General features: G+C 74.3%; 22 protein-coding genes. 9 read left to right on the top strand and 13 right to left on the bottom strand.

Going from position 1 to position 22,628, the window contains the following annotated elements:
* Positions 1-37 precede the first annotated feature (37 nt).
* Both OOK31_RS37675 and OOK31_RS37670 read right to left on the bottom strand, forming a co-directional pair.
* The gene (locus OOK31_RS37675) at positions 38-814 is read right to left on the bottom strand and encodes a helix-turn-helix domain-containing protein (RefSeq protein WP_267091958.1); all 777 of its coding nucleotides are present in this window, start codon (positions 812-814) and stop codon (positions 38-40) included.
* A 25-nt stretch (positions 815-839) separates the two neighbouring features.
* On the bottom strand, positions 840-1,952 hold the full coding sequence (locus tag OOK31_RS37670; protein ID WP_267091957.1) for a transcriptional regulator: 1,113 nt from the start codon (positions 1,950-1,952) through the stop codon (positions 840-842).
* 316 nt (positions 1,953-2,268) lie between these two features.
* Here OOK31_RS37670 and OOK31_RS37665 point away from each other — a divergent pair, with 316 nt between their 5' ends.
* From OOK31_RS37665 to OOK31_RS37645, 5 genes are all read left to right on the top strand, one after another.
* Positions 2,269-2,799 carry a DUF5987 family protein gene (locus OOK31_RS37665; protein WP_267092016.1) on the top strand — a complete coding sequence of 177 codons (531 nt, stop codon included), beginning with the start codon at positions 2,269-2,271 and terminating at the stop codon, positions 2,797-2,799.
* Positions 2,796-4,460 (top strand): FAD-dependent oxidoreductase, encoded by a 1,665-nt coding sequence (locus tag OOK31_RS37660; RefSeq protein ID WP_267091956.1) that lies wholly within the window; start codon positions 2,796-2,798, stop codon positions 4,458-4,460. Before OOK31_RS37665 ends, OOK31_RS37660 begins: the two co-directional genes overlap by 4 nt.
* 149 nt (positions 4,461-4,609) lie before the next feature.
* Complete coding sequence (locus OOK31_RS37655; protein WP_267091955.1) at positions 4,610-5,080, top strand: thioesterase family protein; 471 nt, start codon at positions 4,610-4,612, stop codon at positions 5,078-5,080.
* A gap of 165 nt (positions 5,081-5,245) precedes the next feature.
* On the top strand, positions 5,246-6,046 hold the full coding sequence (locus OOK31_RS37650; RefSeq protein WP_267091954.1) for a TIGR03084 family metal-binding protein: 801 nt from the start codon (positions 5,246-5,248) through the stop codon (positions 6,044-6,046).
* Positions 6,047-6,085: 39 nt separating this feature from the next.
* Positions 6,086-6,982: a prephenate dehydrogenase gene (locus OOK31_RS37645; protein WP_267091953.1), complete on the top strand. Its 897-nt coding sequence runs from the start codon at positions 6,086-6,088 to the stop codon at positions 6,980-6,982.
* Positions 6,983-6,988: 6 nt separating this feature from the next.
* On the opposite strand, the gene OOK31_RS37640 is transcribed toward OOK31_RS37645, so the two are convergent.
* From OOK31_RS37640 to OOK31_RS37630, 3 genes are all read right to left on the bottom strand, one after another.
* The gene (locus OOK31_RS37640; RefSeq protein WP_267091952.1) at positions 6,989-8,038 is read right to left on the bottom strand and encodes a carboxymuconolactone decarboxylase family protein; all 1,050 of its coding nucleotides are present in this window, start codon (positions 8,036-8,038) and stop codon (positions 6,989-6,991) included.
* Entirely contained in the window at positions 8,035-8,352 is a 318-nt protein-coding gene (locus OOK31_RS37635) for a hypothetical protein (RefSeq protein WP_267091951.1), read from the bottom strand. The genes OOK31_RS37640 and OOK31_RS37635 overlap by 4 nt, the downstream gene beginning before the upstream one ends.
* 88 nt (positions 8,353-8,440) lie before the next feature.
* Complete coding sequence (locus OOK31_RS37630; protein WP_267091950.1) at positions 8,441-9,799, bottom strand: aromatic amino acid ammonia-lyase; 1,359 nt, start codon at positions 9,797-9,799, stop codon at positions 8,441-8,443.
* 219 nt (positions 9,800-10,018) lie between these two features.
* On the opposite strand from OOK31_RS37630, the gene OOK31_RS37625 reads away from it, so the two are divergent.
* Entirely contained in the window at positions 10,019-10,762 is a 744-nt protein-coding gene (locus OOK31_RS37625) for a 4'-phosphopantetheinyl transferase superfamily protein (protein ID WP_267091949.1), read from the top strand.
* A 27-nt stretch (positions 10,763-10,789) separates the two neighbouring features.
* On the opposite strand, the gene OOK31_RS37620 is transcribed toward OOK31_RS37625, so the two are convergent.
* Both OOK31_RS37620 and OOK31_RS37615 read right to left on the bottom strand, forming a co-directional pair.
* Entirely contained in the window at positions 10,790-11,767 is a 978-nt protein-coding gene (locus OOK31_RS37620; RefSeq protein ID WP_267091948.1) for a proline dehydrogenase family protein, read from the bottom strand.
* A gap of 167 nt (positions 11,768-11,934) precedes the next feature.
* Positions 11,935-13,185 (bottom strand): helix-turn-helix domain-containing protein, encoded by a 1,251-nt coding sequence (locus OOK31_RS37615; RefSeq protein ID WP_267091947.1) that lies wholly within the window; start codon positions 13,183-13,185, stop codon positions 11,935-11,937.
* 299 nt (positions 13,186-13,484) lie between these two features.
* Between OOK31_RS37615 and OOK31_RS37610 the strand changes: the two genes are divergently transcribed.
* The 3 genes from OOK31_RS37610 to OOK31_RS37600 all read left to right on the top strand — a co-directional run bounded on the left by OOK31_RS37610 (position 13,485) and on the right by OOK31_RS37600 (position 16,263).
* Complete coding sequence (locus OOK31_RS37610; protein ID WP_267091946.1) at positions 13,485-13,778, top strand: acyl carrier protein; 294 nt, start codon at positions 13,485-13,487, stop codon at positions 13,776-13,778.
* 364 nt (positions 13,779-14,142) lie between these two features.
* Positions 14,143-15,063, top strand: coding sequence for an oxidoreductase (locus OOK31_RS37605; RefSeq protein ID WP_267091945.1), 921 nt, complete (start codon positions 14,143-14,145; stop codon positions 15,061-15,063).
* Positions 15,064-15,183: 120 nt separating this feature from the next.
* Positions 15,184-16,263 (top strand): glucose-1-phosphate thymidylyltransferase, encoded by a 1,080-nt coding sequence (locus OOK31_RS37600; RefSeq protein ID WP_267091944.1) that lies wholly within the window; start codon positions 15,184-15,186, stop codon positions 16,261-16,263.
* Between the two features lie 48 nt (positions 16,264-16,311).
* Here the strand turns inward: OOK31_RS37600 and OOK31_RS37595 are convergent, their stop codons facing one another.
* The 6 genes from OOK31_RS37595 to OOK31_RS37570 all read right to left on the bottom strand — a co-directional run bounded on the left by OOK31_RS37595 (position 16,312) and on the right by OOK31_RS37570 (position 22,613).
* Entirely contained in the window at positions 16,312-17,097 is a 786-nt protein-coding gene (locus OOK31_RS37595) for an SDR family NAD(P)-dependent oxidoreductase (protein WP_267091943.1), read from the bottom strand.
* Positions 17,098-17,340: 243 nt separating this feature from the next.
* Entirely contained in the window at positions 17,341-17,991 is a 651-nt protein-coding gene (locus OOK31_RS37590) for a maleylpyruvate isomerase family mycothiol-dependent enzyme (protein ID WP_267091942.1), read from the bottom strand.
* A 7-nt stretch (positions 17,992-17,998) separates the two neighbouring features.
* On the bottom strand, positions 17,999-18,814 hold the full coding sequence (locus OOK31_RS37585) for a methyltransferase domain-containing protein (protein WP_267091941.1): 816 nt from the start codon (positions 18,812-18,814) through the stop codon (positions 17,999-18,001).
* Positions 18,815-18,913: 99 nt separating this feature from the next.
* Positions 18,914-20,197 (bottom strand): PLP-dependent aminotransferase family protein, encoded by a 1,284-nt coding sequence (locus OOK31_RS37580; RefSeq protein WP_267091940.1) that lies wholly within the window; start codon positions 20,195-20,197, stop codon positions 18,914-18,916.
* A complete protein-coding gene (locus tag OOK31_RS37575) occupies positions 20,197-20,889 on the bottom strand; it encodes an aspartate/glutamate racemase family protein (RefSeq protein WP_267091939.1) in 693 nt (230 codons plus the stop codon). The genes OOK31_RS37580 and OOK31_RS37575 overlap by 1 nt, the downstream gene beginning before the upstream one ends.
* Positions 20,890-21,188: 299 nt before the next feature.
* The gene (locus OOK31_RS37570) at positions 21,189-22,613 is read right to left on the bottom strand and encodes an FAD-binding oxidoreductase (protein WP_267091938.1); all 1,425 of its coding nucleotides are present in this window, start codon (positions 22,611-22,613) and stop codon (positions 21,189-21,191) included.
* Positions 22,614-22,628: the final 15 nt, after the last annotated feature.

The following is a 22,628-nucleotide window of genomic DNA, read 5'->3' as shown; positions in this document are numbered from 1 at the left end:
ACCTGCGGCCCGCCCCCGCTCCGTCGCGTACGCCGCCTCACGCGCCGCCCGCAGCCCGCCGCGCCCCGGCGCCCTCCCCGCCGAAGCGGGCCAGCAGCACCGGCGGGTCCAGCAGGTCCTGGGGGCGCAGCTCGATCTCCACCGGTCTCGGCAGCGCGTTCGGGTGCACGGTGACCGGCCCGTGCCGGCCGACCGAGAGCACGCCCGTGCTCCCGGAGTCGGCAGCGCTGTCGTGGTCGGGGGCCACCGAGTGGGCCAGGATGTGCCAGGTGCCGTCGGGGACGTCCCTCAGCTCGAAGGAGCCGGGGCCGTCCAGCATCGTCCAGCGCACCGGCCAGCCCTGGCGGACCCCGCTCGTGAAGAGCCCCACGAACACCGCACCCGGCTCCTCGCCCGGCGGCAGCACGACACGGCCGCGCAGCGACAGGCTCCGGACCACGGAAGCCGGCCGGCCCGCGACGGCCTGCGCCTTGGGCAGCACCCCGCCGAGCTGGCGGTAGGCACTCGGGGAGAGGCCGACGCACGCCTTGAAACGGGAACTGAACGTGCCCACGCTGCAGTACCCGACCTGGCTGCTGATATCGGCGACACTGAAATCCGTCAGCACCAGAAGGCGTTTCGCCTCCTGAATGCGCAGCGCGGACAGGAAACGCCCCGGCGAGGTCCCGGTGACGTCCCGGAATATCCGGGTGAAATGAAACTTGCTGAACATCGCCGTGCGCGCCATGTCGTCGATGGTGAGGTCCTGGCCGAGATTGACGTGCATATAGCCAATGGCGCGGCGGACAGCGTGCTCGATGGTCGTCGTGGTCACCGTATCTCCCTCGCGGTACGGGGCGTCAACGCCGAGTTGGCTGAGTGGTGTGCAGTTCCGGGACGTTCACCGCGCCGGTGTGCCGGCGCGCCGTCAGCTCCTCCGCGAAGCGCTTCCACGCCTCCGCGCAGTGCCGGGCGAGATCGGCCACGGCCTCCACCGAGTGCGGCGGTACGGCGTCCACCCGCTTGCGCCACGCCTCGTCCACGAGGAAGTGGGTGTGCAGCCAGCGGATGAACTCGCGCCCGGTGTCGGAGTGCCGCAGGGAAGGGTCGTTGGCCAGCCGCCGCAGGATGTCGAGCGGCAGCCGCGACCGGGGGGAGTACGCCGCCGCCCGCTCGGCCCCGGCGGGCGCCGGCAGCCGGTACCCGGCCGCCGGGACACCCCGGGCCCGCGCGGCGTCCGGCGCGGGTCCGGAAGCCCCGGACGGCCCGGACGGACCGTTCGCGGAGGCTCCCGGACCCTGCGCGCCCTGACGGCTCTGCGGCACCGGGTCCTCCCCCCGCAGCAGCCGTTGCCGCACGTCGTGCGCGGTGCCCAGGGACAGGCCCGTCCGCTCCACGACGGCCCGCAGCGGCAGCGCGGGATCCGTGGCCAGCAGTTCGGCCGCGTGCATCCGCTCGGCGGTCCGGTCCAGGGGGTGGGCCCTGCCGTCGGAGCCGGTGCGGGTGTTCAGCGGCGGAGAACCCGCGGCTGAACACACCCGGACCCCGGCGACGGTCTTGGCGTCGAGCCCCACGCGCGCGGCGACGGCCCGGTCCGACAGGCTCGGGTGCGAGGCGAGGATCCGGGCGGCGGCCGTCTTGCGGTCGGCCACCGACAGCGGCAGGCCGTGCGCCATGTTCGCCGCGACCGAGGTGAGGAAGACCTGGTCCTCGGCGCCGTCGAAGAAGCGCACCTCGATCGAGTCCAGGCCCTTCAGGGAGGCCGCGCTGATGCGGTGCATGCCGTCGACGACGCGCATCGTGGGGCGGTGGACGAGCACCGGCGGCAGGGACGTGAAGACCGCCGCGAGCCGGCGTACGTGGGAGGGGTCGATGCCCTTCAGCCGCGGTGAATCCGCGGGAACGAGTTCTTCGATCCGTACGCGGTGCGTGGGATGCGGCGGCCGGGCGCGGGCATCATCAGCACTTTTCATCTTTCCCCCAGAGCACCACGGCCCCGCCTCGGCAGGACGGATTGTCTTCGCAGAAGGAATGGCACGTGCGGGTGAGAAATGCGTTCAGGCCGGAGCCTAGTTACGGCCGGGGCCGCAAGCGGAGTCCGGCCTTTGAGATGCCGCGACTCCGGGCAGTCGGGTCCGCTCTCGCAGCGACTTTGGCTTGTTGCTTGAACGAGGGACCCGGACCTAGCTTTCTGCTCACGCCGCAAGGCGCCCACTCAGGACAACCGGAAAGGAGCCAGAATTGCGAAGCGAAGACTCGCGAGTGGCGCCTGATGACGAGCGCCGCACGATGACGCTGGAGGCATGGGCCGACACCATCGTCCCGGGGGAGAAGCGCGGCCCCTGGGACCGGGCCGTCGCCGGTGTCGCCACCGGCGGCGGAGCGGTCCAGGCCGGCGCGCTGGAACTCCTGCGGTGGGACGCGACCGGCATCCACGACGGCCTGGACGACCTCGCCCGGCTCGCCGACGAGCACGCCACCGCCTACGCCGCCGAGCAGGGCCTGACCCTCGACGCGGACGTCCCGCCCTTCGTGGCCCTCGACCACGACCACCGCGTCGCCCTGGTCCAGCGGCTGACCACCCCCGGCCACCCCGAGAAGGACTTCTGGGTGATGCTCTCCCTCTTCTGCAACATGGCCTTCGACTCCGCCGCGCACCTGCACACCGCGCAGGCCCTCGCCGACCGCCACCCCGGACTCGCCGCCATGGGCCTGTCCCACCCCGACGCCGACGGCCTCTGGCGCTTCAAGGACTTCGGCTACGGCCGCCGGCTGGCCCGCCTGCACCCGGACACCACCGCCACGGGGAGCCCCGCATGAGCGACACGCGCACGGTCGAACGTACGGAAGTCCTGGTCATCGGCAGCGGCTTCGGCGGTGCCATCGCCGCCTACCACCTGGCCGCCGGAGGAGCCCAGGTCACCGTCCTGGAACGCGGCCCCTGGCTGAAGAACGAGGACTTCGAGCACGACTACAGACTCGGCTCCTCCTACACCAGGGCCTTCGACTTCGTCGTCGGTGACGGCATGAGCATCCTCGGCGGCAACTGCGTCGGCGGCGGCAGCGTCGTCTACTTCGCCGCGATGCCCCGCGCCCCCCGCTTCGTCTTCGACCGCCACGGCTCCATCGGCCGCCGCATGTGGCCGGGCTCGGTCAGCCGCGACACCCTCGACCCCTGGTACGACCGGGTCGAGGAGTCCCTCTCGGTCACCCAGCAGACCTGGGAGGACGTCAGCTACGCCGGCGGCCTGTGGGCCGCGGCCTGCGACCACGCCGGACGCACCGCCAACCCCCTCGCCGTCGCCATCGACAACTCCAAGTGCGTCAACTGCAACTGGATGATGGCCGGCTGCCGCTTCGAGGCGAAACAGTCCCTCCTCGTCAACTACCTGCCGGCCGCCCTGGCACACGGAGCGGAGATCCGCCCCCTCCACGAGGTGCAGTACATCGCGCGGACCGCCGAAGGCGACTACCGCGTCCACTACAACGTCGTCCACGACGAGGACTACCGCCTCCAGGCCGGCAGCGGCGTCATCGAGGCCAAGATCGTGGTCATGGCCGCCGGAGCCGGCGCCACCCCGGTCATCCTCCAGCGCAGCGAACCGCACCTCGGCACCCTGCCCAGGGCCGTCGGCCGCTACTTCTCCGGCAACGGCGAACGGCTCAACACGGCCGTCATCAACGAGCAGAAGGCCGCCGAGCTCCTCGGCCTCGACCGCGGCGACGGCCTCGCCTACGCCGCCAACCAGATCGGCAAGGGGCCCACGGTCGCCAGCTGGGACCGCCTCGACGGCTCCCTGCCCGAGTACTCCCGCTACTCACTGGAACAGCTCTACTTCCCGCCCGGCCTCGGAACCATCCTCGCCCAGGTCCCCGGCGCCGTCGGACCGGCCTGGTTCGGCAAGCGGAAGAAGGAGATGCTGGAGCGCTGGACCTCCTGGCTGACCATCTTCTCGATGATCGAGGACGACAACGAAGGAGTGTTCGGACCACCCCCCGCCACCGGCAACGCCCACCGGATATCCCAGCAGATGCTCGGACGCGGCAACCTCAGGTACGACCCCACCGCCAACACCCTCGGCGCCTGGGCGAAGTCCGACGCCGAGGTGAAGGAGATCCTGGAGAAGGACGGCCTCGCCGAGGTCATGCCCTGGACCAACGACCTGGTGGGCGCCTACACGGTGCACCCGCTCTCCTCCTGCCGGATCGGCGACGACCCCCACACCTCCGCCCTCGACGACCGCAACGAACTGCGCGGCCACCCCGGCATCTTCGTCACCGACGGCTCGGCCGTCCCCGGAGCCCTCACCGTCAACCCGGCCATGACCATCGCCGCGCTCGCCGAACGCGCCGTACCCGGCATCGTGCGGGCCGCGCAGCGCAAGGGGATCTCCGTCACCTACGGGGCACCGGCCCCCGACGGCTCCCGCAGCGGCCGCAGGAACGTCCTGCCGCTGCTGCCCACCCTGACCCGCGGCTGACGCACCACCACGCCACCGTCCGACGGCGGACCCCCGCCGCGGGCGGACGCGTCCGGCGAGTGAGTTGTTTCAAGCAACCAGGCCGAACACGGGCCGGCACCCCCATCCACCCGGTCCGCGCCCACGGACCGCAGCGAAGGACGAGGACGATGACCGCGACGACCACCGACTACTTCGAGTACACCCACACCGTCGGATTCGAGGAGACCAACCTCGTCGGGAACGTGTACTACGTGAACTACCTCCGCTGGCAGGGCCGCTGCCGCGAGCTGTTCCTCAAGGAGAAGGCACCGGCGGTCCTCGCCGAGGTCCAAGGCGACCTCAAGCTCTTCACGCTCAAGGTCGACTGCGAGTACTTCGCCGAGATCACCGCCTTCGACGAGCTGTCCATCCGGATGCGTCTGATCGAAATGGCCCAGACCCAGCTGGAGTTCACCTTCGACTACGTCAAGACCGCCGCCGACGGCACCGAGACCCTCGTGGCCCGGGGCAGGCAGCGCATCGCCTGCATGCGCGGCCCCAACACCGCGACCGTCCCCTCCCTCATCCCCGAGGCCCTGGCCAAGGCGCTGGAGCCGTACTCCACCCGGGTCCGCTCCCTTTCCGGCCGGGCCGCCTGAGCCGCACCGCCCCCGCCGCCGCACCGCCCGCCCGCGCCCCCGTACGGCGCCGCGCCGCGTCCCCGGTGAGTTGCTTCACGCACCGCGCCGCGTCCCCGGTGAGTTGCTTCACGCAACCCGCCGCGCCCACCCAGTTGCTTCACGAAACCGACGAAGGAGACCGACATGAGCACCGACACCGTCCTCAAGGCCCTCACCGCCGACATCGAGGAGGTCGCCGCCCTGGTCGCCGAACTCGACGAGCGGGCCTGGCGGACCGCCACCCCGGCTCCCGGCTGGACCGTCGCCGACCAGATCGCCCACCTGACCTTCGTCTTCAACCTCGCCAAGACGGCCGCCGCGGCCCCCGACACCTTCAAGGCCATCGCCGCCTCCGCCTCCGGCGACTTCGACGGCGCCGTCAACGCCGCGCTCCGGCAGTTCGACGGCCTGCCCCCGGCCGGGCTGCTGGCCCGCTTCCGGGCCGAGGGCGAGGCCTCCGTGGCGGCCCTGGCCGCGGTCCCCGCAGGACAGGTCGTCCCCTGGCTGGTCAACCCGCTGCCGCCGGTGGTGCTCGCCTGCGCCGGGATCATGGAGCTCTTCGCCCACGGACAGGACATCGCCGACGCCCTCGGCGTGCGCAGGGAGCCCACCGACCGGCTCCGCCACCTCGTCGACTTCGCCTTCCTGACCCGCGACTTCGGCTACGAGTCCCACGGCCTGACCCCGCCGGCCGGCCCCTTCCGCTTCGAGCTCACCGCCCCCTCGGGCGAACTGTGGACCGTGGGCCCCGAGGACGCCGCCGACGTCATCAGCGGCCCGGCGCACGACTTCTGCCTGCTGGTCACCCGCCGCCGGCACCGCGCCGACCTCGCCCTGACCGCCACCGGCGAGGAGGCGGACCGCTGGCTGGACATCGCCCAGGCCTACCGCGGCCCCGCCGGAGAGGGCCGCGAACCCGGCCAGTTCACGGACTCCGCGGCGTAGGCCGTCTCTTCCGGATCCGAGCCCACCGAGGAGGACCCCATGAGCGGCACCGGAGCGGACCGCGTCACCGTGATCGGCTGCGGAATGATCGGCACCTCCATCGGGCTGGCCCTGACCGGCGCCGGGGTGGCGGTGTCCCTGGAGGACCGCGACCCCCGCGCGGTCGCCCAGGCCCGGCTCATGGGCGCCGGTGCCCCCCTCACACCGCGCACGCCGCCCGCCGACCTCGTGGTCGTCGCCACCCCGCCGTCCACGGTCGTGGACACCCTGTTCGCGGCCCAGGCGCGGGGCCTCGGCCACGCCTACACCGACGTCGCCAGCGCCAAGGGCCGCATCTGGGCGGAGGCGGAACTGCGCGGCTGCGACCTGCGCGGCTACGTACCGGGACACCCCATGGCCGGCCGGGAACTGTCCGGGCCCGCCGCCGCCCAGGCGGACCTGTTCGCGGGGCGGCCCTGGATCCTGTGCCCCTACCCCACCGTCGAGCCGCGGGCGCTGGAGGCGGCCGACGCCCTGGTCACCCTGTGCGGCGCCCACCGCAGGGACATGACCCCCGCGGACCACGACCGGGCCGTCGCCGCCCTCTCCCACGCCCCGCAGCTGGTGTCCTCGGCCCTGGCCGCCCAGCTCGCGGGCCTGGACCCGGACGTGCTCGCGCTCGCCGGCACCGGCGTACGCGACACCACCCGGATCGCGGGCGGCGACGCCCGGCTGTGGGGCGACATCCTCGGACAGAACGCGGTGGCCGTCGCCGACGCGGTGGACCGGATCGCCCGCGAACTCGCCGTCACCGCACGGGAACTGCGCGAGCCCGGCGCCACCGGCTCGGCCGCGGTCGACGCCCTGCTCGACCGCGGCAACCTCGGCAGGGCCGCCCTGGTGGCACTCCGCCGCCCCCGGACCGGCCCCGCCGGACCCGCCGTGCCCGGTGCGTGACCGGGGTCAGAGGGGTTGCGGGGTCCGCAGGGTCTGCGGGGTCTGCCACCGCCCCGCGACGCGCGTGGCGGCGGCCATCGCCGCCCAGGACGTGAGCTCGATCAGCTCCCGGTCGCCCGGGTGCCGCGCCCGCAGCGCCGCCACGTCGGCGTCGGTCACCTGGTACGGGGCGAAGGCGGTGAGCAGCGCGAGCCGCGCCGCCGGCCGGTCGACGCCGGGCAGCGTCGCCAGCGGCTCCGTGAGCCAGGCCCGGCTCGGGCCCACCGGGCCGCCGTCCCACCCGTCGAGCAGCTCGCCCAGCCGTTCCCGTACCGACCGGGGCACCCAGCGGGCGGCGGCGTCCACGGCGGCCACGGCCCGGCCGAGCGCGTCGGCCACGACCGGGTTCTCCCGCGCCCACGGCCGGCCCGCCGGCGCGGGAGTCCCGGGCAGCAGGCGCAGGGACTCGCCCGGCCGCAGCGGCCCCGGCCCGACCGGCCGCATGGCCCGGGTCACCGTCCGCATGACGGGGGCACGCACGAAGCCGGGAGCCGCCGCGGGCATCGGGGAGTCGGCGAGGAAGACGGCGACCATCCGGTTGAGGTAGTGGAAGGTGAAGGCCACCCCGCAGATCTCCGGCGCCGCGGAGGCCGGGAACGGCAGCTCCCGCCCCGCCCCGGGGGCGCGGCCCGACCCCCGCGCCCACGCCCCGACCGCGTCACCGTCCGCCGGGACGGACGCCGGGGCCAGCCCCTCCAGCGCCGCCTGGTGCACCTCCACGCAGTACGGGCAGGAGTTGGCCCGCGACACCTCGGTGGCCACGCGCTCCTTGACCGCCCGGCCGACCGCACCGTCCACCAGGAGCGTCTCGCGCAGCATCAGCCAGCCCGCGGCGAGCGGGCCCGGCGCGGGCGAGTGCAGCGCCAGCGGCGGCGCCAGCACCCCGAAGTCCCGCTCGGCCTGCCCGTACACCTCGGCCACCAGCCCGTGCGCACGGCCCGGCCGCACGGGCCGTACGTACCGGACATCCTTGAGCGCACCCCGCAACACCGCACGTACGACCGGCCTCACAGTCATCCACCTCCCGAATCCTTCATGTCCCACCCACCGGTCGGCGGGAGGGCCGGGCACGCGGCGCAGTGGTCGCCGCGGTCCTCCTCCACGGGCGGCGCGGGGAGGGGGTCGGCGGCCGGCGCGCCGCCACCGAGCACCACCTGGTCCACGAACAGCCGGATCAGCGCCGTCGCCGCGCCCTGCGCCGCCGAGGCGGTGTAGAGGTGGGACGTACGGGCCGCCGCGAGGACCGCCGTGGCCGGCGCGTGCCGCGTCCCGTCCCCGTACTCGGCCGTGTCCTGTTCGGCTTCCGCAGCCGAAGGGCGGATTTCGCTCATGACCTGCCTCCCATGCCGGATCGGTCGCCGTGGCCGCGGTACGGCCACGGAGTGCAGAGCGGTGCGCGGTGGCCGGCCCGGCCGCGGGTCAGCGCAGGACGACACCCCCGTACCGGCCGACCGCCCGCAGCAGTTCCCCCCGGGACAGGGCCGCGGCGACCAGCTCGATGTCCCCCGACATCGCGCGGTCCACGCCGAGCGTCGGCACCAGCGCCCGCACCGCGTCGTACGCGGCCTGCGCGGCGGGGCCGAGCTCGTCGAAGCACCGCCGGAGGTCGACGGCCTGGGCGGCGGCGAGGAACTCCACCGCGAGGATCCTGTGGTTGTTCTCCAGCACCTGCCGGGCGCCGCGCGCCGCGAGCAGGCCCGGGCCCGCCACGTCCCGGCCGGAGCGGCGGTTCTCCGCCAGCAGCGCGGCCACCGCGCAGCCCACCGCGGCGAACCCGTGGTGGCCGGGGCCGGCCGGGCTCGGGAGCCCCTCCCCGCCGCCGCGCGGGTGCAGCAGCCCGTCGAGCCGGCGCCCCGCCAGCTCGCCGAGCCGGCGGAGCGCGCCCGTCACCCGGTGCAGGGCGGGCGCCACCGGCCGGCCGTGGCCGTCCGCCCCGCGGGCCGGGTTGAGTTCCGCCTCCAGGACGTCCACCGCCCCGTACAGGGCGTGCCGTACGCCGCCGAGCACCTCGGGTACGCCCGCGGGGAGTACGCCCGCCGCGCGGCCGCCCTCCAGCAGTGCCCGCAGGCCGGCCGCCGTGTCGCCGCGCCCCCGGTGCGGGCGGGCGAAGCCGTCGCCCCGGGCGGGGGAGGGGCCCGCCGCCGCGCCCGTGGCCTCGGTCATCAGCGCGGCCGCGATCTCGGCCTGGCGGACCTGCCCGAGGGCGCGCGCCACGACCAGGGACGCGACTCCCGTCGTCGCCGAGGCGCCCCCGACCAGCGCCCGCCCCTCGGTGAGGGACAGCCGCAACGGCTGCGTCCCGAGCCGGCGCAGCACCTGCGCCGTTTCCTCGCGGCGCCCGTCCCCCAGGACGTGGCCCTCGCCGATGAGGGTGGCCGCGACATGGGCGAGCGGCAGCGTGTCCCCGGCGGCGCCCAGCGAGCCGATCTCGGGGACGGCCGGTGTGATGCCCCGGTTCAGGTACGCCACCAGGCGCTCCGTCACCTCGGGCCGCACCCCGGCGCACTCCCCGGCCAGTGAGTTCAGCCGGGCGGCGAGGACGGCCCGGGCCTCGTCCTCGGCGAAGTGCGGGCCGAGGCCGACGCTGTGACTGCGGATCAGATGGGCGGCCCCGCCCGCCGGCTCCCCGGCCGGGGCGCCGCGCGCAGCGAGGGGACGCGGGGTGTCCCCGCTCCCGAGAACGCCCACCGGGGCGCGCTCCTCGGCGATGCGGCGTACCGCCTCGACGGTCAGGGTCCGCCCGTCGACGACGACGTGGGCGACCCCGGTCCCGGACACCGACAACGTCCCACCCCCCACGTCGTGCCACCAGCAGGGACATTCTGGAGCGGGCCCCGCGACGGGTGCGTCTCCTGCCGTGCGCAGGTCGACGGCCCGGACACTTGGCCACGTCCCTGTGTCCCCGCGGACGCTTTGCCCTTTGGATGGACGGACGTCTCCGCGCGCCTCGGCCCGGACGAGGCGCTCCCGCCCGCGTGCTCCGCGTGAGGAGTGACCATGGTGAACAGCACGGCGCGACAGCCGCGTACGCCGAGGATCCTGCGGCTGGGCCCCGCCGCTCCCGCGCGGGGGAGAACACGGCCCGTGGACGTGTGGCTGGCGGACGCGACCCGGCAGCCGGACCTCGTCGAGGACCTCGGGCGCCGGGTGCTGGACGCCGCCGAGCGCGACCGGGCGGACACACTGCTGCGCCCCGCGGACCGCCGCTGCTACCTCACCGCGCACGTCGCGCTGCGGGTGCTGCTCGGCGCCCGCCTCGGCGTCGCGGCGGACCGGGTGCGGTTCCGGCGCGAACCCTGCCCGTGCTGCGGCGAACCGCACGGCCGGCCCGCGCCGGCCGGCACCGGCGTGCCGCTGCACTTCTCCCTGTCGCACAGCGGGGACCTCGCGCTGATCGCCTTCGCGTCGACGCCGGTCGGCATCGACGTGCAGACGGTGGGCACCGTCGCCGCCGCGGACGAACACGAGGGGGTCCTCCACCCCCGCGAGGAGGACGAACTCGACGCCTGCGCCGCGGCGGACCGTCCCGCGGCCTTCGCCCGGGCCTGGGTCCGCAAGGAGGCGTACCTCAAGGGACTGGGCACGGGCCTGGCCCGCAGCCCGTCCCTCGACTACCTCGGCTCGGGCGCGGCAGCGGCCGGCCCGCCCGGATGGCACATCGAGGACCTCGCGGTCCCCGACGGCTACGCGGGCGCAGTGGCGCTCCGCGAGGAAACAGGGCGGGCGGCGCGCCCCGCGTGAACCGCCGGCCCGCGCCGCCAGGACGGCCTACGCGTACTCGGTCGCGGCGGCGACATCGCGGCCCGCGCCGATGTCGGCGAGTGCGCTGAGCACCATCGGGGGGTGCTCGGTGAGCCGCCGCAGCAGGTGCAGCCACCAGTTCGTGCCGTAGGTGGCGTAGATCCGGCACGGCCGCCCGGCCTCGCGGTAGTGGCGGAGCAGCCGGGGCTGGACCCCGTACAGCATCTCGACGTCCTCGATCCGGTCCAGCAGCCCGCCGCGGTCGGCCGCGGCGAGCACCACCGGGTCCTGCGTGGCCAGGCTCAGCCTGACGCCCTCGTCCACCAGGCGCCCGGCCAGGGCCAGGAAGCGGTCGTCCAGGGCCGGTCCGCGGCCCAGCGCGGTCCGCGCCGGTTCCGGGAAGGCGCCCTTGACCAGCCGGATCCGCCTGCCCGGCCGGGCCATGGCGGCGGCGTCGTCCTCGGTGCGGTGCAGGTGGGCCTGGAGGGTGATGCCCAGGTTCCCGTACCGGTCCGCCAGCGCCCCGTACACGCCGAGGACGGCGTCGACGGTGCGGGAGCGCTCCATGCTGAGGACGACCTCGCTGCCCCGGGCCGCGGCGGCCGCCGCGATGCGGCCGGTGTTCTCCGCCGCCAGCTCGGGGGAGAGGGCCAGGCCCACGTCGCAGAGGTCGAATCCGAGCCGGTCGGGCGCCGCCCCGTGCGCGAGCAGTTCCAGGTACTCGACGACGATCCGCTCGACCCCCGCCGGGTCGGACCCGTCCTGGTCGGGCGGGACGAACGCGGCGCTCACCCGGTACCCCTTGGCGCGCAGCGCCCGGGCCTCCTCGAGGAACCCCGCCCGGTCGGGGGCGATGACGTACCGCCGGGCGGCGGGGGAGAGGACCTCCCGCAGCGTGGAACCGGGCACGGTGAAGGCGGTGCGGCAGCGCGCGTCGCCGGCGAGCCGGCGCAGGCCCTCGGCCGCGGCTTCCAACAGGGCGCGCTGGGAGGGTTCGTGAGTCATGGCAGCGCCTCGGCATTCTTCTCGGTGGAGGCCGCAGGTGCGGAGCGAGGGAACGTCCAGGGTTCTGGCAAAATGTTGCCACAACGGGCCGACGCTTGGCAACATTTGGGCGCGCCGAGCCCCCGGAGCCGGCCTTGGGGCGGGGGACGGCTCCGGGGAGGGCGGACTCAGGAACGGGAGTCGGTGGGCGCCTGGCGCCGTGCCTTCATGAGGGACTCCGCGGCGAGCCGCCAGATCTCCGCGGCGAGATCGATGTTGGAGGTCTCCTGGGCCTGCGCGGCGAGCCGCTGCAGCCCGGCCAGGCCTTCCTCCTCCTCGCCGGTGAGCAGGAGCAGCTGGTTGTCCAGCACGTCGAGCCGGATCCGGGTGCGGTAGGACAGCCGTACGTCGGCGCCGTCGAGCCGGTTCAGCAGGGCGCGGGCGTCCTCGAACCGGCCCTCGTGGAAGGCGAGATGCGCCCGCAGAGCCGTCAGGGCCTGCTCCAGCGCCGGAGTGCGGGCGAAGGGCAGGCCCGCCTCGGCGGCCTCGATGCACCGCTGCGCGGCATCGGGCTCCGGCGGGAACTTCTGCAGGTGCAGCTCGGCCATGGCGACCCGCAGCCGCAGCCACAGCGTGAGGTTCTCGCGGCTGTCGAAGCCCTCCAGGGCCTGTTCGAAGAGCTCCTGCGCTGCGCTGAACTCGCCCTGGCGCACCCGCAGCGCGCCCGCCGTCCAGACGGCCTCGGCCCACAGGGCGTCGGACCGTCCCTCGACCAGCCGGGTCAGCTCGTCCGCGTGCCGCCGGGCGTCGGGCAGCCGGCCGGCCTCCGCCTCCACCGACACCAGCACCAGCAGGGCCGCGGCGACGTCCTGGGAGGAGCCGCTGTGGTCCCGCGCCAGCCGGTAGGCCGTCGTCGCGGCCTCGACCGCCGGGATGATCTCACCGGACACCCGCAGGGAGCGGGCGAGCTGGGTCAGCGCCCGGGCGCGCAGCTCCGCGAGCCCGATCTCCTCGCTGACCGCGACGAGTTCGTCCAGGTAGGCGCGCTCGGCGGCCTGTTCGCCGTGGCGGCGCTTCCACTGCGCGAGCAGCCACAGGGCCTGCCAGCGCAGCATGGGGTCCTGGCCGTGCGAGGACTCCAGCGCTTCGGCCAGCTTCTCGCTCGTCTCGTCCGATTCGAGGGAGGTGGCCAGCGACAGGCTCTGCGCGAGCGAGACGGCCCGGGACTGCTCGAACTCCGCCACGGGCACCCCGAGCTGCTGGGCAAGATGTGCCACGGCGCGCTCGGTGGGCTGCCTGGCACCCGACTCCAGGCGCGACAGGTAGCCGGTCGACATGCCGTCGCCGGCCAGGGCGGCCTGCGAAAGGCCCCGCTCGGTCCTCAGTCGCTTCAGCCGACGACCAAAGGATGGCTGCTCCAGCACCTGTGTGCCCCCCACGGTGAATGGCCTGCGAAGGTTCGGTCCGGGCCGGTTTGCCGCTGCCGTGTCACATAATTGGCTTCTCTTGTGCCAGATGGTATCCAACAAATGTGCAGGCAGCAATCATTTCGCCCCCGATGCCCTGTGCGGACGAACTCCTGGTGAGGGGGTTCGGGGCCAGGCCTCTTGCCTTCAACGTTGCCAAGTCGTTGTCAGATTGGCGTGATTGTCGTACGCTCTTTGGCAATACGAGGGCTGGGAGCGCCCGCCCGATTCCCACCCGTCCGATGGTGACGATGCCTACAGGAGTGGCCTCCATGACCCCTGACCGATGCGCAGTCGTCACCGAACCGGACGGTGACGTACGGGAGTTCATGATCAAGAGCTGGAGCGAGCTGCTCGGCGCCTCCGGCCTGACCGAGCACTCCGACTTCTTCGCCCGGGGCGGCGACTCCCTGCTGATGACACGGCTGGTGCGCAGGATCGGGGAGAGATTCGGCGTCACCGTCTCCCTGTCCGCCATGTCGCAGCGCAACCTCGGCGACCAGGTCCGCCTGGTCCACTCCCTGCGCCCCCGGAGCGACTCCGCCCGCGCCTCCAGGGCCGCCTGACCGCCCCGCAGCTCCGCCCACCGCGCCCCGCCGGAACGTCCTCCGGCGGGGCGCGGTGCTGTGCGGGCCCGCTCTGACCAGGGGGTTCCGCCGGGTGGGCCCCGGCTAGTTGCCAAAGTCTGGCAATTAATTGCCAGTTCGGGCGGGCTTCGCTAGCTTCCTCACACGAAAGACGTCCGGCACGGTCAGAACCGCCCATTCCCTCGAGGAGCCCGCCATGAGAACCGTCCTCAACGCCGCCCGCCCGTCCGCCGTGGCCGCCTCCGGCGAGAACGTCGACTGGCCCTGACCCCTGGTGGCCCGGCCGCCGGCCGGCCGCCCCCCTCGCACTCCTCAGGTCCCACCGACGACAAGGAGCTCCACGATGGGCGCGCGGCAGCAGTGGACCGAGGAACAGGTCCCGGACCAGAGCGGACGGACGGCCGTGATCACCGGGGCGAGCTCCGGCATCGGCTTCGAGACGGCGCGGGCCCTCGCGCGGCGCGGCGCCCATGTGGTGCTCGCCGTACGCGACGTGGACAAGGCGGCCGCGGCCGCCGCCCGGCTGCGGGCCGCCGTCCCCGCCGCCGAACTCACCGTCGTCCCGCTCGACCTCGCGGACCAGGCCTCCGTACGGGACGCGGCCAAGGAGCTCGGCGACCTCTGCCCCGGCATCGACCTGCTGATCAACAACGCGGGCGTGATGTGGACCCCGGAGGTCCGCACCGTCGACGGCTTCGAGCTGCAGTTCGCCACCAACCACCTCGGCCACTTCGCGCTCACCGGCCTCCTCCTGGACGCCCTGCGGGCCCGCCCCGGCGCCCGGGTCGTGACGATCAGCAGCTACCTCCACAAGCTGGGCCGGATCGACTTCGACGACCTCGACGGCGACCGCCGCTACGGGCGCTACCGGGCGTACAGCCGGTCCAAGCTCGCCAACCTGCTGTTCGCCCTGGAACTCCAGCACAGGCTGGCCGGGTCCGGCGCGGACACCGTCTCGCTCGCCGCCCACCCCGGCCTCGCCGCCACCGGCCTCGGCCGTGACTTCCCCGCCGCCCTGCGCACCCTCGGCCGCCCGCTCGCCCCGCTGTTCCTCCAGCCGGCGGAACTCGGCATGCTCGCCGGGCTGCGCGCCGCCACCGATCCCACGGCCCGCGGCGGGGAGTTCTACGGCCCGCTCGGCCCGACGGAGACAAGGGGACCGGTCGGCCCCGCCCGCCCCGGCCGCTCCGCCCGCGATCCGCGCGTCCGGCAGCGGCTCTGGGAGGAGTCGGAGCGGCTGACGGGCGTCCGCTACCCCTTCTGAGACGGGCGACCTGAACGGGCGGCCCGCACGGCACTCCAGGAGATGAGCCGCAGGGGCCCCGCGGGGTGGGATGGGAACCGGCCCGGAACCGTCCCTCTACGCATCAGGAGACGATCGCTGATGAAGGCACTGGTGCTGACGGGCGGATCCGGAGTCCGCCTCCGTCCCTTCACGTACTCCACCCCGAAACAACTCATCCCGCTCGCGAACAAACCGGTCCTGGAGCACGTGGTCGCCCACCTGCGGGAGCTGGGCGCGACGGAGGTCTGCCTCCTCACCGGCGACTGGGCGGAGGTGATCGAGACGGCCATGGGAGACGGCTCCCGCTTCGGGGTGCGGCTCACCTACCTGCGGCAGGACCAGCCGAGGGGACTGGCCCACGCGGTGCGGACGGCCCGCCCCTTCCTCGGCGACGACGACTTCCTGATGTACCTGGGCGACAACATCCTCGCCGACGCCACCGGCGCGGTCGCCGCCGCAGTCGGAGAGTTCCGCGCCCGCCGCCCCGCCGCCGGCCTCCTGGTGCAGAAGGTCGCGGACCCGCGGGCGTACGGAGTGGCCGAGCTCGACCCGGACGGCGCGGTGCTGCGCCTGGTGGAGAAGCCCCCGCACCCGCGCACCGACCTCGCCGTCGTCGGCCTGTACTACTTCACCGCGGCCGTCCACGCCGCCACCGACGCCATCTCGCCCAGCGCCCGCGGCGAACTGGAGATCACCGACGCCGTCCAGTGGCTGATCGACCGGGGGGAACAGGTCGTCGCCCGCCGGTACAGCGGCTTCTGGAAGGACGTCGGCCGGGCCGACGACGTCCTGCAGTGCAACCGCCGGCTGCTGGGGGAGCTGCGCACCGACGTCAGGGGCGAGGTCGACCCGGCCAGCGAACTGCGCGGCCAGGTCGTCATCGAGGCGGGCGCCCGGGTGGTCCGTTCCCTGATCGAAGGGCCGGCGATCATCGGCGCGGGCACCCTGATCGAGGACAGCCGGGTCGGACCGGGAACCTCCATCGGACGCGACTGCGTGGTGCGCGGCACCCACCTGGCCGATTCGGTCGTGCTCCAGGGCGCCCACATCTGCACGCCCCGGGGCCTGCGAGGCTCCGTCGTCGGCCGGTTCGCCACCGTCGGCCCGGGTGAGCAGGGCGATCCCGGCCACCGCCTCGTGATCGGCGACCACGCCTCGGTCGAGATGACCGCGGCCTGAGGGCCGGGTCCGGTACGGCCCCCGCCGTACCGGGCTCCCGCCGTACCGTCAGCTGACGCTGTACATGCCGCTGCTGACGTTGACGAACGTCCCGGTGATCGCGCCGGCCAGGTCGGACGCCAGGAACGCCGCCGTACCGGCCACTTCGGACAGCAGCGGCGACCTCTTCGTCATCCGCATCTGGTCGAGGTTGGCGAGGATGCCCGCCAGGCCCGCGTCGTCGACGACGGCGCCGTGCTCGGCCAGCTTCTCCCGGGTGATCGTCTCCGGCAGGCCCGCGGTCCAGATCCCGGCGACCCGCACGCCGGCCGGGCCGATCTCGGCGGCCAGGTTGCGGATCAGCACGTCCAGCGCCGCGTCGCCCGGGCCGGTGCCGCCCATCATCGGGCTCCCGACCGCCGAGCCGCTGTTCAGCGCCAGGATCACCCCGCTGCCCCGCTCGACCATGTGCCGGGCCGCGGCCCGTGCCGTGATGAAGTTCGCCCGCAGCTGGGCGTGCGGCAGCGAGGTCACGTCCTCGACGCTCATGTCGATCAGCGGAACGCCCTGCAGGCCGGGCACCCGGATCAGGTTCATCGACACGTCCAGCCGGCCGGCCTCCCGGACCACGGCCGCCGCGTGCTCGGTCACCGCCTGCTCGTCGAAGACGTCGAGCACCGCCTCCGCGGCGCTCCCCCCGCTGTTCGCGATCTCCTTGGCGACGCGCTGGAGCGGCTCCCGGGTCCGGCCGGCCAGGTGCACCGTCGCGCCCTCGGCGGCGAAGGCGCGGGCCACGGCGGAGCCGATCGAACCGCCGGCCCCGTAGACGATCGCGACCTTGTCCTTCAGCAACATGTCGTTCTCCCGTGCGTCGGGCACGCGCCCCTATGGCCGTGCGCCTGAAGAGGTAGACGACCGGCCCCGGCGAAACTCATCGGTCCCGGGACGTCGAACACCTGCGCGGGGAGTGATCGCATCCGGTCCGTTGACGCGGGCGCGGAGGGAACACGAAGGGAAACGCGAAGGGAAAACGCGTCCGCGCCCCGGCGGACCGGGGCGCGGACGCGCGATGTCGAGCGGCTGTTCCTCCGGAGCCGGTCAGCCGAGACGGGCCCGCAGCAGCGGCACACCCGCGCCCGACACCTGCTCCAGCCCGGCCTCCCGGTGGGTGAGCACCAGCAGGAACGCCGCGCTGCGGCCCGTCACCACCGGCCCCTCACCGACGTCCCAGGACGAGTCGCTCGCCACGAACCGGATGCCGCGCAGCTCCTTGCGGGGGTTGAACGGGAACCGCAGCCGCCACAGGCTCTCCAGACCCGCGCGGGCGGCGTCCGGCACGATCTCGATCTCCCGGCCCAGTGCGAGGGCGATGTCCTGGCTGTGGGTCAGCACGTCCATCACCGTCGTGTCCGCGCCGGCGCCCGGCGCGGGCGGGACGAGCCGCGACCCGGCGTGCTTGCGCAACCGCGCGGTGAGCTCGCCCACCGGCTCGCGGGCCGTCCGCACCGCCGACTCCCTGATCATCCGGTGGAACGAACCGCCGGAGCGCACCAGCTCCTTCATCCACCCGCCGGCCGTGAGCGTCGGCGGCAGCGTCAGGTGCGCCGCCACGTCACGGACCCGCCAGCCGTCGCACAGCGACGGGGCCTGCCACTCCTGGTCGGACAGGCCGTCCAGCAGGTCGGCCAGCCGCAGCCGGGCCGCCTCGACCTGCGCCCACACGGCGTCCTGCGCCGGGCCGTCAGCCATGGCCGCCTCAGCTCGCCGGCTTGCGGGCACAGAGGATCACGTAGCCCATGTGCTCAGGACCGGGCGCGAACATGTCCTTCTGGCCCTGCTTGACCGCGTCGACGAACTCCGCGCCGAACTCCGCCACCAGCTCCTCGCGCAGCGCCTCGGTGCGCGCGACGTAGCGGTTGCCCATGCCGTAGACGCGGTGGCCGCACTGCGTCCACTCCTCGACGACGAAACCGAGGCCGCGCACGACCTCCAGCCAGCCGTCGGCGGTCATCGGGCGGCGGCTGCGGAAGAACGGCGGCAGCTGGGCGTCGGGGTGCACCATGGTGGTCTCGGTGATCGCGAGGCGCCCGCCCGGCTTGAGCACGCGGTAGAACTCCGACAGGGCCTTCGCCAGGTCCACCGAGTGCGACAGTGCCTCCATCGCCATCACGGCGTCGAAGTGGCCCTCGTCGTACGGCAGTTCGTGGTAGTCGCGGACCTGGAACCGCACCCGGTGGAACAGCCCGGCCTTCGCCGCCCGCTTCTCCGCCGCCTCGCACTCGGCCGGACTGATCGTGATGCCGGTGACGCGGGCGCCGACCTCACGGGCGATCTGGGTCGCCGGCGCGCCGACCCCGCAGCCCGCGTCGAGCAGGTGCTCGCCGCGGCGCAGCCCGAGGATGTCGACGACCTTGCGGGTCAGGCGCTTGCCGGCCTCCTCGACGCTGGCGTCGTCCTTGTCGTCGTACCAGTAGCCCAGGTGCTCGTACCCGTCGTTGAACATCGTCGCCATCCGGCACGAGCTGTCGTACAGCTCGGCCACCTCGGCCGGTGTCCAGTCCGATTCGCTCATGGAACGTCCCTTCGCTGCCCTGCCAATCCTGGTCCCAAGTCTCGTTGTCCTGACGGGAGTTGGTCGTCTCCGGAGTTGCGCAGTCGGGCCCGGTGCCGCTCAGACGACCTCGGCCAGCAGCCGGGCGAGCCGTGCGACGCCCTCGGCGATCCGCCCGGGCTCCAGGGCGCTGCACGACAGCCGCAGCGCGTGCGTCCCGCCGTCGGCGTAGAAGAACCGCATGGGCGTCCACAGCACCCCGTACCGCTCGGCGGACAGCTCCAGCAGCTTCTCGTCGGCCGGCACGGGCACCTCCAGCACCACGAAGAACCCGCCGCTCGGCGCCGTCCAGCGGATGCCCCGCCCGGCCGCGTCCGGGAAGTGCTCCTCCAGCGCGGCCAGCAGCGCGCGCAGCCCGCGCCGGTAGAAGGCGGTCTTCTCCCGGGCGGCGGCCCGCAGGCTACAACCCGACTCGACCAGCAGGCCGCCGATCACCGCCTGCGCCACCGGCGAGGTGTTGACCGTGAGCATGCTCTTGACCGCCGACAGCTCCTGGGCGAGCAGCGTGCGCCGCCCGTCGCGGGCGACGACCGGCTGGTCGGCCACCAGGTATCCGACCCGCGCGCCGGGGAAACAGGACTTCGCGAACGAGCCGAGGTAGACCACCCGCGTGCCCCGGTCGAGGGCCTTGAGCGAGGTACGGGGCCGGTCGTCGAGGCCGAACAGGCCGTACGGGTCGTCCTCCAGCACGATCAGGTCCTCGGCCTCCGCGACGTCCAGCAGCGCCCGCCTGGCCGCCGTCGGCAGCGAGACACCGGACGGGTTGGAGAAGTTCGGTACGACGTACAGCGCCTTCGGGACGCGGCCCCCGGCCCGTACGGCGCGCGCGGCCTCCGCGACGGCCGCCGGATCGAGCCCGCCGGGCCCCTCCGGCACCGGTACGACCTCGATCCCGAGCAGCCGTGCCGCGCCGCTGAGCCCGACGTAGCAGGGCTCCACGGCGAGCACGACGTCGCCGGGACGCGCGCACAGGCCGCGCAGCGCGATGACCATCGCCTCCTGGCAGCCCGTGGTGACCGCGATCGCCTCCGGGTCCGCGGTGATGCCCTCGTCGTTCGCCAGCGTCCGCGCGATGAGCTCGCCGAGCACCCCGTTGGTCCTGCCGTACTGCATCAGCTGCGACCGGATCCCCTCCGGCGACGTCCCGGACGCCGCGAGGTGCTCCTCGAAGACGCGCAGGTACCGGGGGAGGTCGGCCGGACCGTGGAAACCGTCCCAGGGGCGCCCGGCCGCGAGGGAGATCGCGTCCGGGAAGCGGCCGGCGATCTCGTTGAGGAAGTTCATCGACGTCGCCACCGGGTCCCACACCGAGATGTGCAGCGACTCACGGGCCAGCTCGACCACTACGCGGCCCTCCCGCCCGGCGTCCCGCCCGGTGCTCCGCCCCGCGCCGCCGCGTCCGCGGCCGCCGCGGTCAGCTCGACGAGCCGGCTGCCGACGTCGACCACGGGCAGCGGGCACGCCGCGAGCACCTGCGGCAGCACCGCGGTGAAATGGGTGCACGCGAGCACCACGGCGTCGAACCGGGCGCGCCCGGCCAGCCGCAGCGTCTCGGGCAGGTTCGACGCGTGGAACGCCGCGGCCGGATCACCCGCCTCGACGGCCCGCACGAGCGCCGGGTCGCTGACACCGAGCGCGCTGTGGGCCGCCGACCGGGTGACCCGTTCGTAGCCCACCACCGCCGACCCGTTGCCGGTGACGACCAGCGCGCGCCGGTGGGCGGCCGCGACCTCGCGGTACACGGTGGCCGGGGAGATCACGCGGACCGCCGGGACCCGGGCGGCCGCCTCGTGGTCGACCACCGCCGAGAGCGAGTTGCAGAACAGCATCGCCACCCGGTGGCCGCGCGCCCCGAGGTCGCGCACCAGGGCGAGGTACGCGGCCCGCAGCGCGTCGGGCCGCTCGTACTGCAGGGCGTCCTGCTCGTCGGGGGACCCGGCCATGGGGTACGCGGTCGCCGGGTACCCGGCGCCGCGCAGCAGGCGCGCGCCGATCCCGGCGTCGAAGGGGGTACCGGCGACCACTGCGATCCCCATCTCCATCGCGCCTCTTCCCTCACGCGGTCGGGACACCTCTCCTAGGGCCTGTCGTCAAACTCCGGTCTGCCCCGCCCTCCGGGCGACGACACGAGTTTGACGACAGGCCCTAGTGCTGTGACCGGAAAGGTTCACCGTGTCGCGGCGCCCGGCACGGCACCTCGCCGCGTTGTCGGGCCACCCGAGTACGTCCAGTACGAGCGGCGGCCCTCCGCCTTGCGAGGTACCGCACCGGACACCGCGACCCGGCAAACCTTTCCGGCCACAGCACTAGAGCCTGACGGCGGGGCGGGAGGGGATCAACTCCTGCCGTGCGCAGACCGGACCACCTTGCCGGGGTTGAGGATGCCGGCCGGGTCCAGGGCCTGCTTGACGGCCTGGTGGACGCGTACGCCGACCGGACCGAGCTCGTGCGCGAGCCAGTCCCGCTTGAGCAGGCCGACGCCGTGCTCCCCGGTGCAGGTGCCGCCGAGGGCCAGGCCGAGCCGCATGATCTCGTCGAACACCGCCCGCCCCCGCGCCAGCACGGCCGGATCGGACCGGTCGACGACGATCACCGGGTGGAGGTTGCCGGTCCCGGCGTGGCCGACCACCCCGACCAGCACGTCGTGGCGGAGCGCGATCCCCTCGACCCCCTCGACCAGCTCGACGATGCGCTCGCGCGGCACGGCCACGTCGTCGACGACGAGACCGCCCCCGCCCCCGGGGAACCGCCGCGCCGCGAGGTGTTCCATCGCCGGATGCGCGAGCCTGCGGGCGGCGAGCAGCGCGTCGGCCTCCACCTGGTCGGTCGCCAGGTGCAGCTCGCCCGCCCCCGCCCGCTCGCAGTGCGCGGCCATGGCCTCCAGTTCGCCCCGCGCGGCGGGCCCGGCGTCGGAGGCGGCGAGCAGCAGCGCGCCGGCCCCCGTGTCCAGCCCGGACGGCCGGTACTCCTCGATGGCCCGCAGGTGCGTGCGGTCCAGCAGCTCCAGCAGGCTCGGGGTGACCCCGGCGGCGGTGATCGCGCTGATCGCCCGGCAGGCCGCCGCCACCGTGGGGAACAGCGCGACGAGCGTACGGTCCGGCCGCCGCGGCGGCCGCAGCCGCACGACCACCTCCGTGATGACGCCGAGCGTGCCCTCGGACCCGGTGAACAGCCCCGTCAGGTCGTATCCGGCGGTCCGGTTCAGCCCCTGCCGCCCGCACCGCAGGACGGAGCCGTCGGCGAGGACCACGGTCAGCCCGGCCACGTACCGGCCGGTGACCCCGTACTTCACACAGCACATGCCGCCCGCGTTGGTCGAGACGTTCCCGCCGATCGTCGAGGACTCCCACGAGCCGGGGTCCGGCGGGTAGTCCAGCCCCGCCCGGGCCGCCGCCCGGCTGAGGTCGGCGTTGACGACCCCCGCCCCCACGACCGCCAGGGACGCCCCGGCGTCGATGCTGATCCCCTTGAGCCGGGTGAGCGAGACGACGACGGCGCCGTCGACGGCGTTCGCCCCGCCCGTGAGCCCCGTCCGCGCACCCTGCGGCACCACCGGCAGCCCGTGCGCGGCGGCGACCCGCACCGCGGCGGCCACCTCGGCGGTGTCCCGAGGGCGTACGACGACCAGGGGCAGGCCCGCCGGGCAGAGGTCGGCCTCGTCGCGGCTGCCCGCGCGGAGCACCTCCGGGTCGGTGAGCACGCTGCCCGGCCCCGGCAGTGCGGCCCGCAGGTCCGCGACGGCGTCCGTCGTGAGCGTCATGCCGTCCACCATAAA

This window comes from Streptomyces sp. NBC_00249 (genome assembly GCF_026342355.1).
GTDB lineage: Bacteria > Actinomycetota > Actinomycetes > Streptomycetales > Streptomycetaceae > Streptomyces.
The sequence above is the reverse complement of the archived record's forward strand: the minus strand, read 5'-3'. Positions and strand labels throughout refer to the sequence as shown.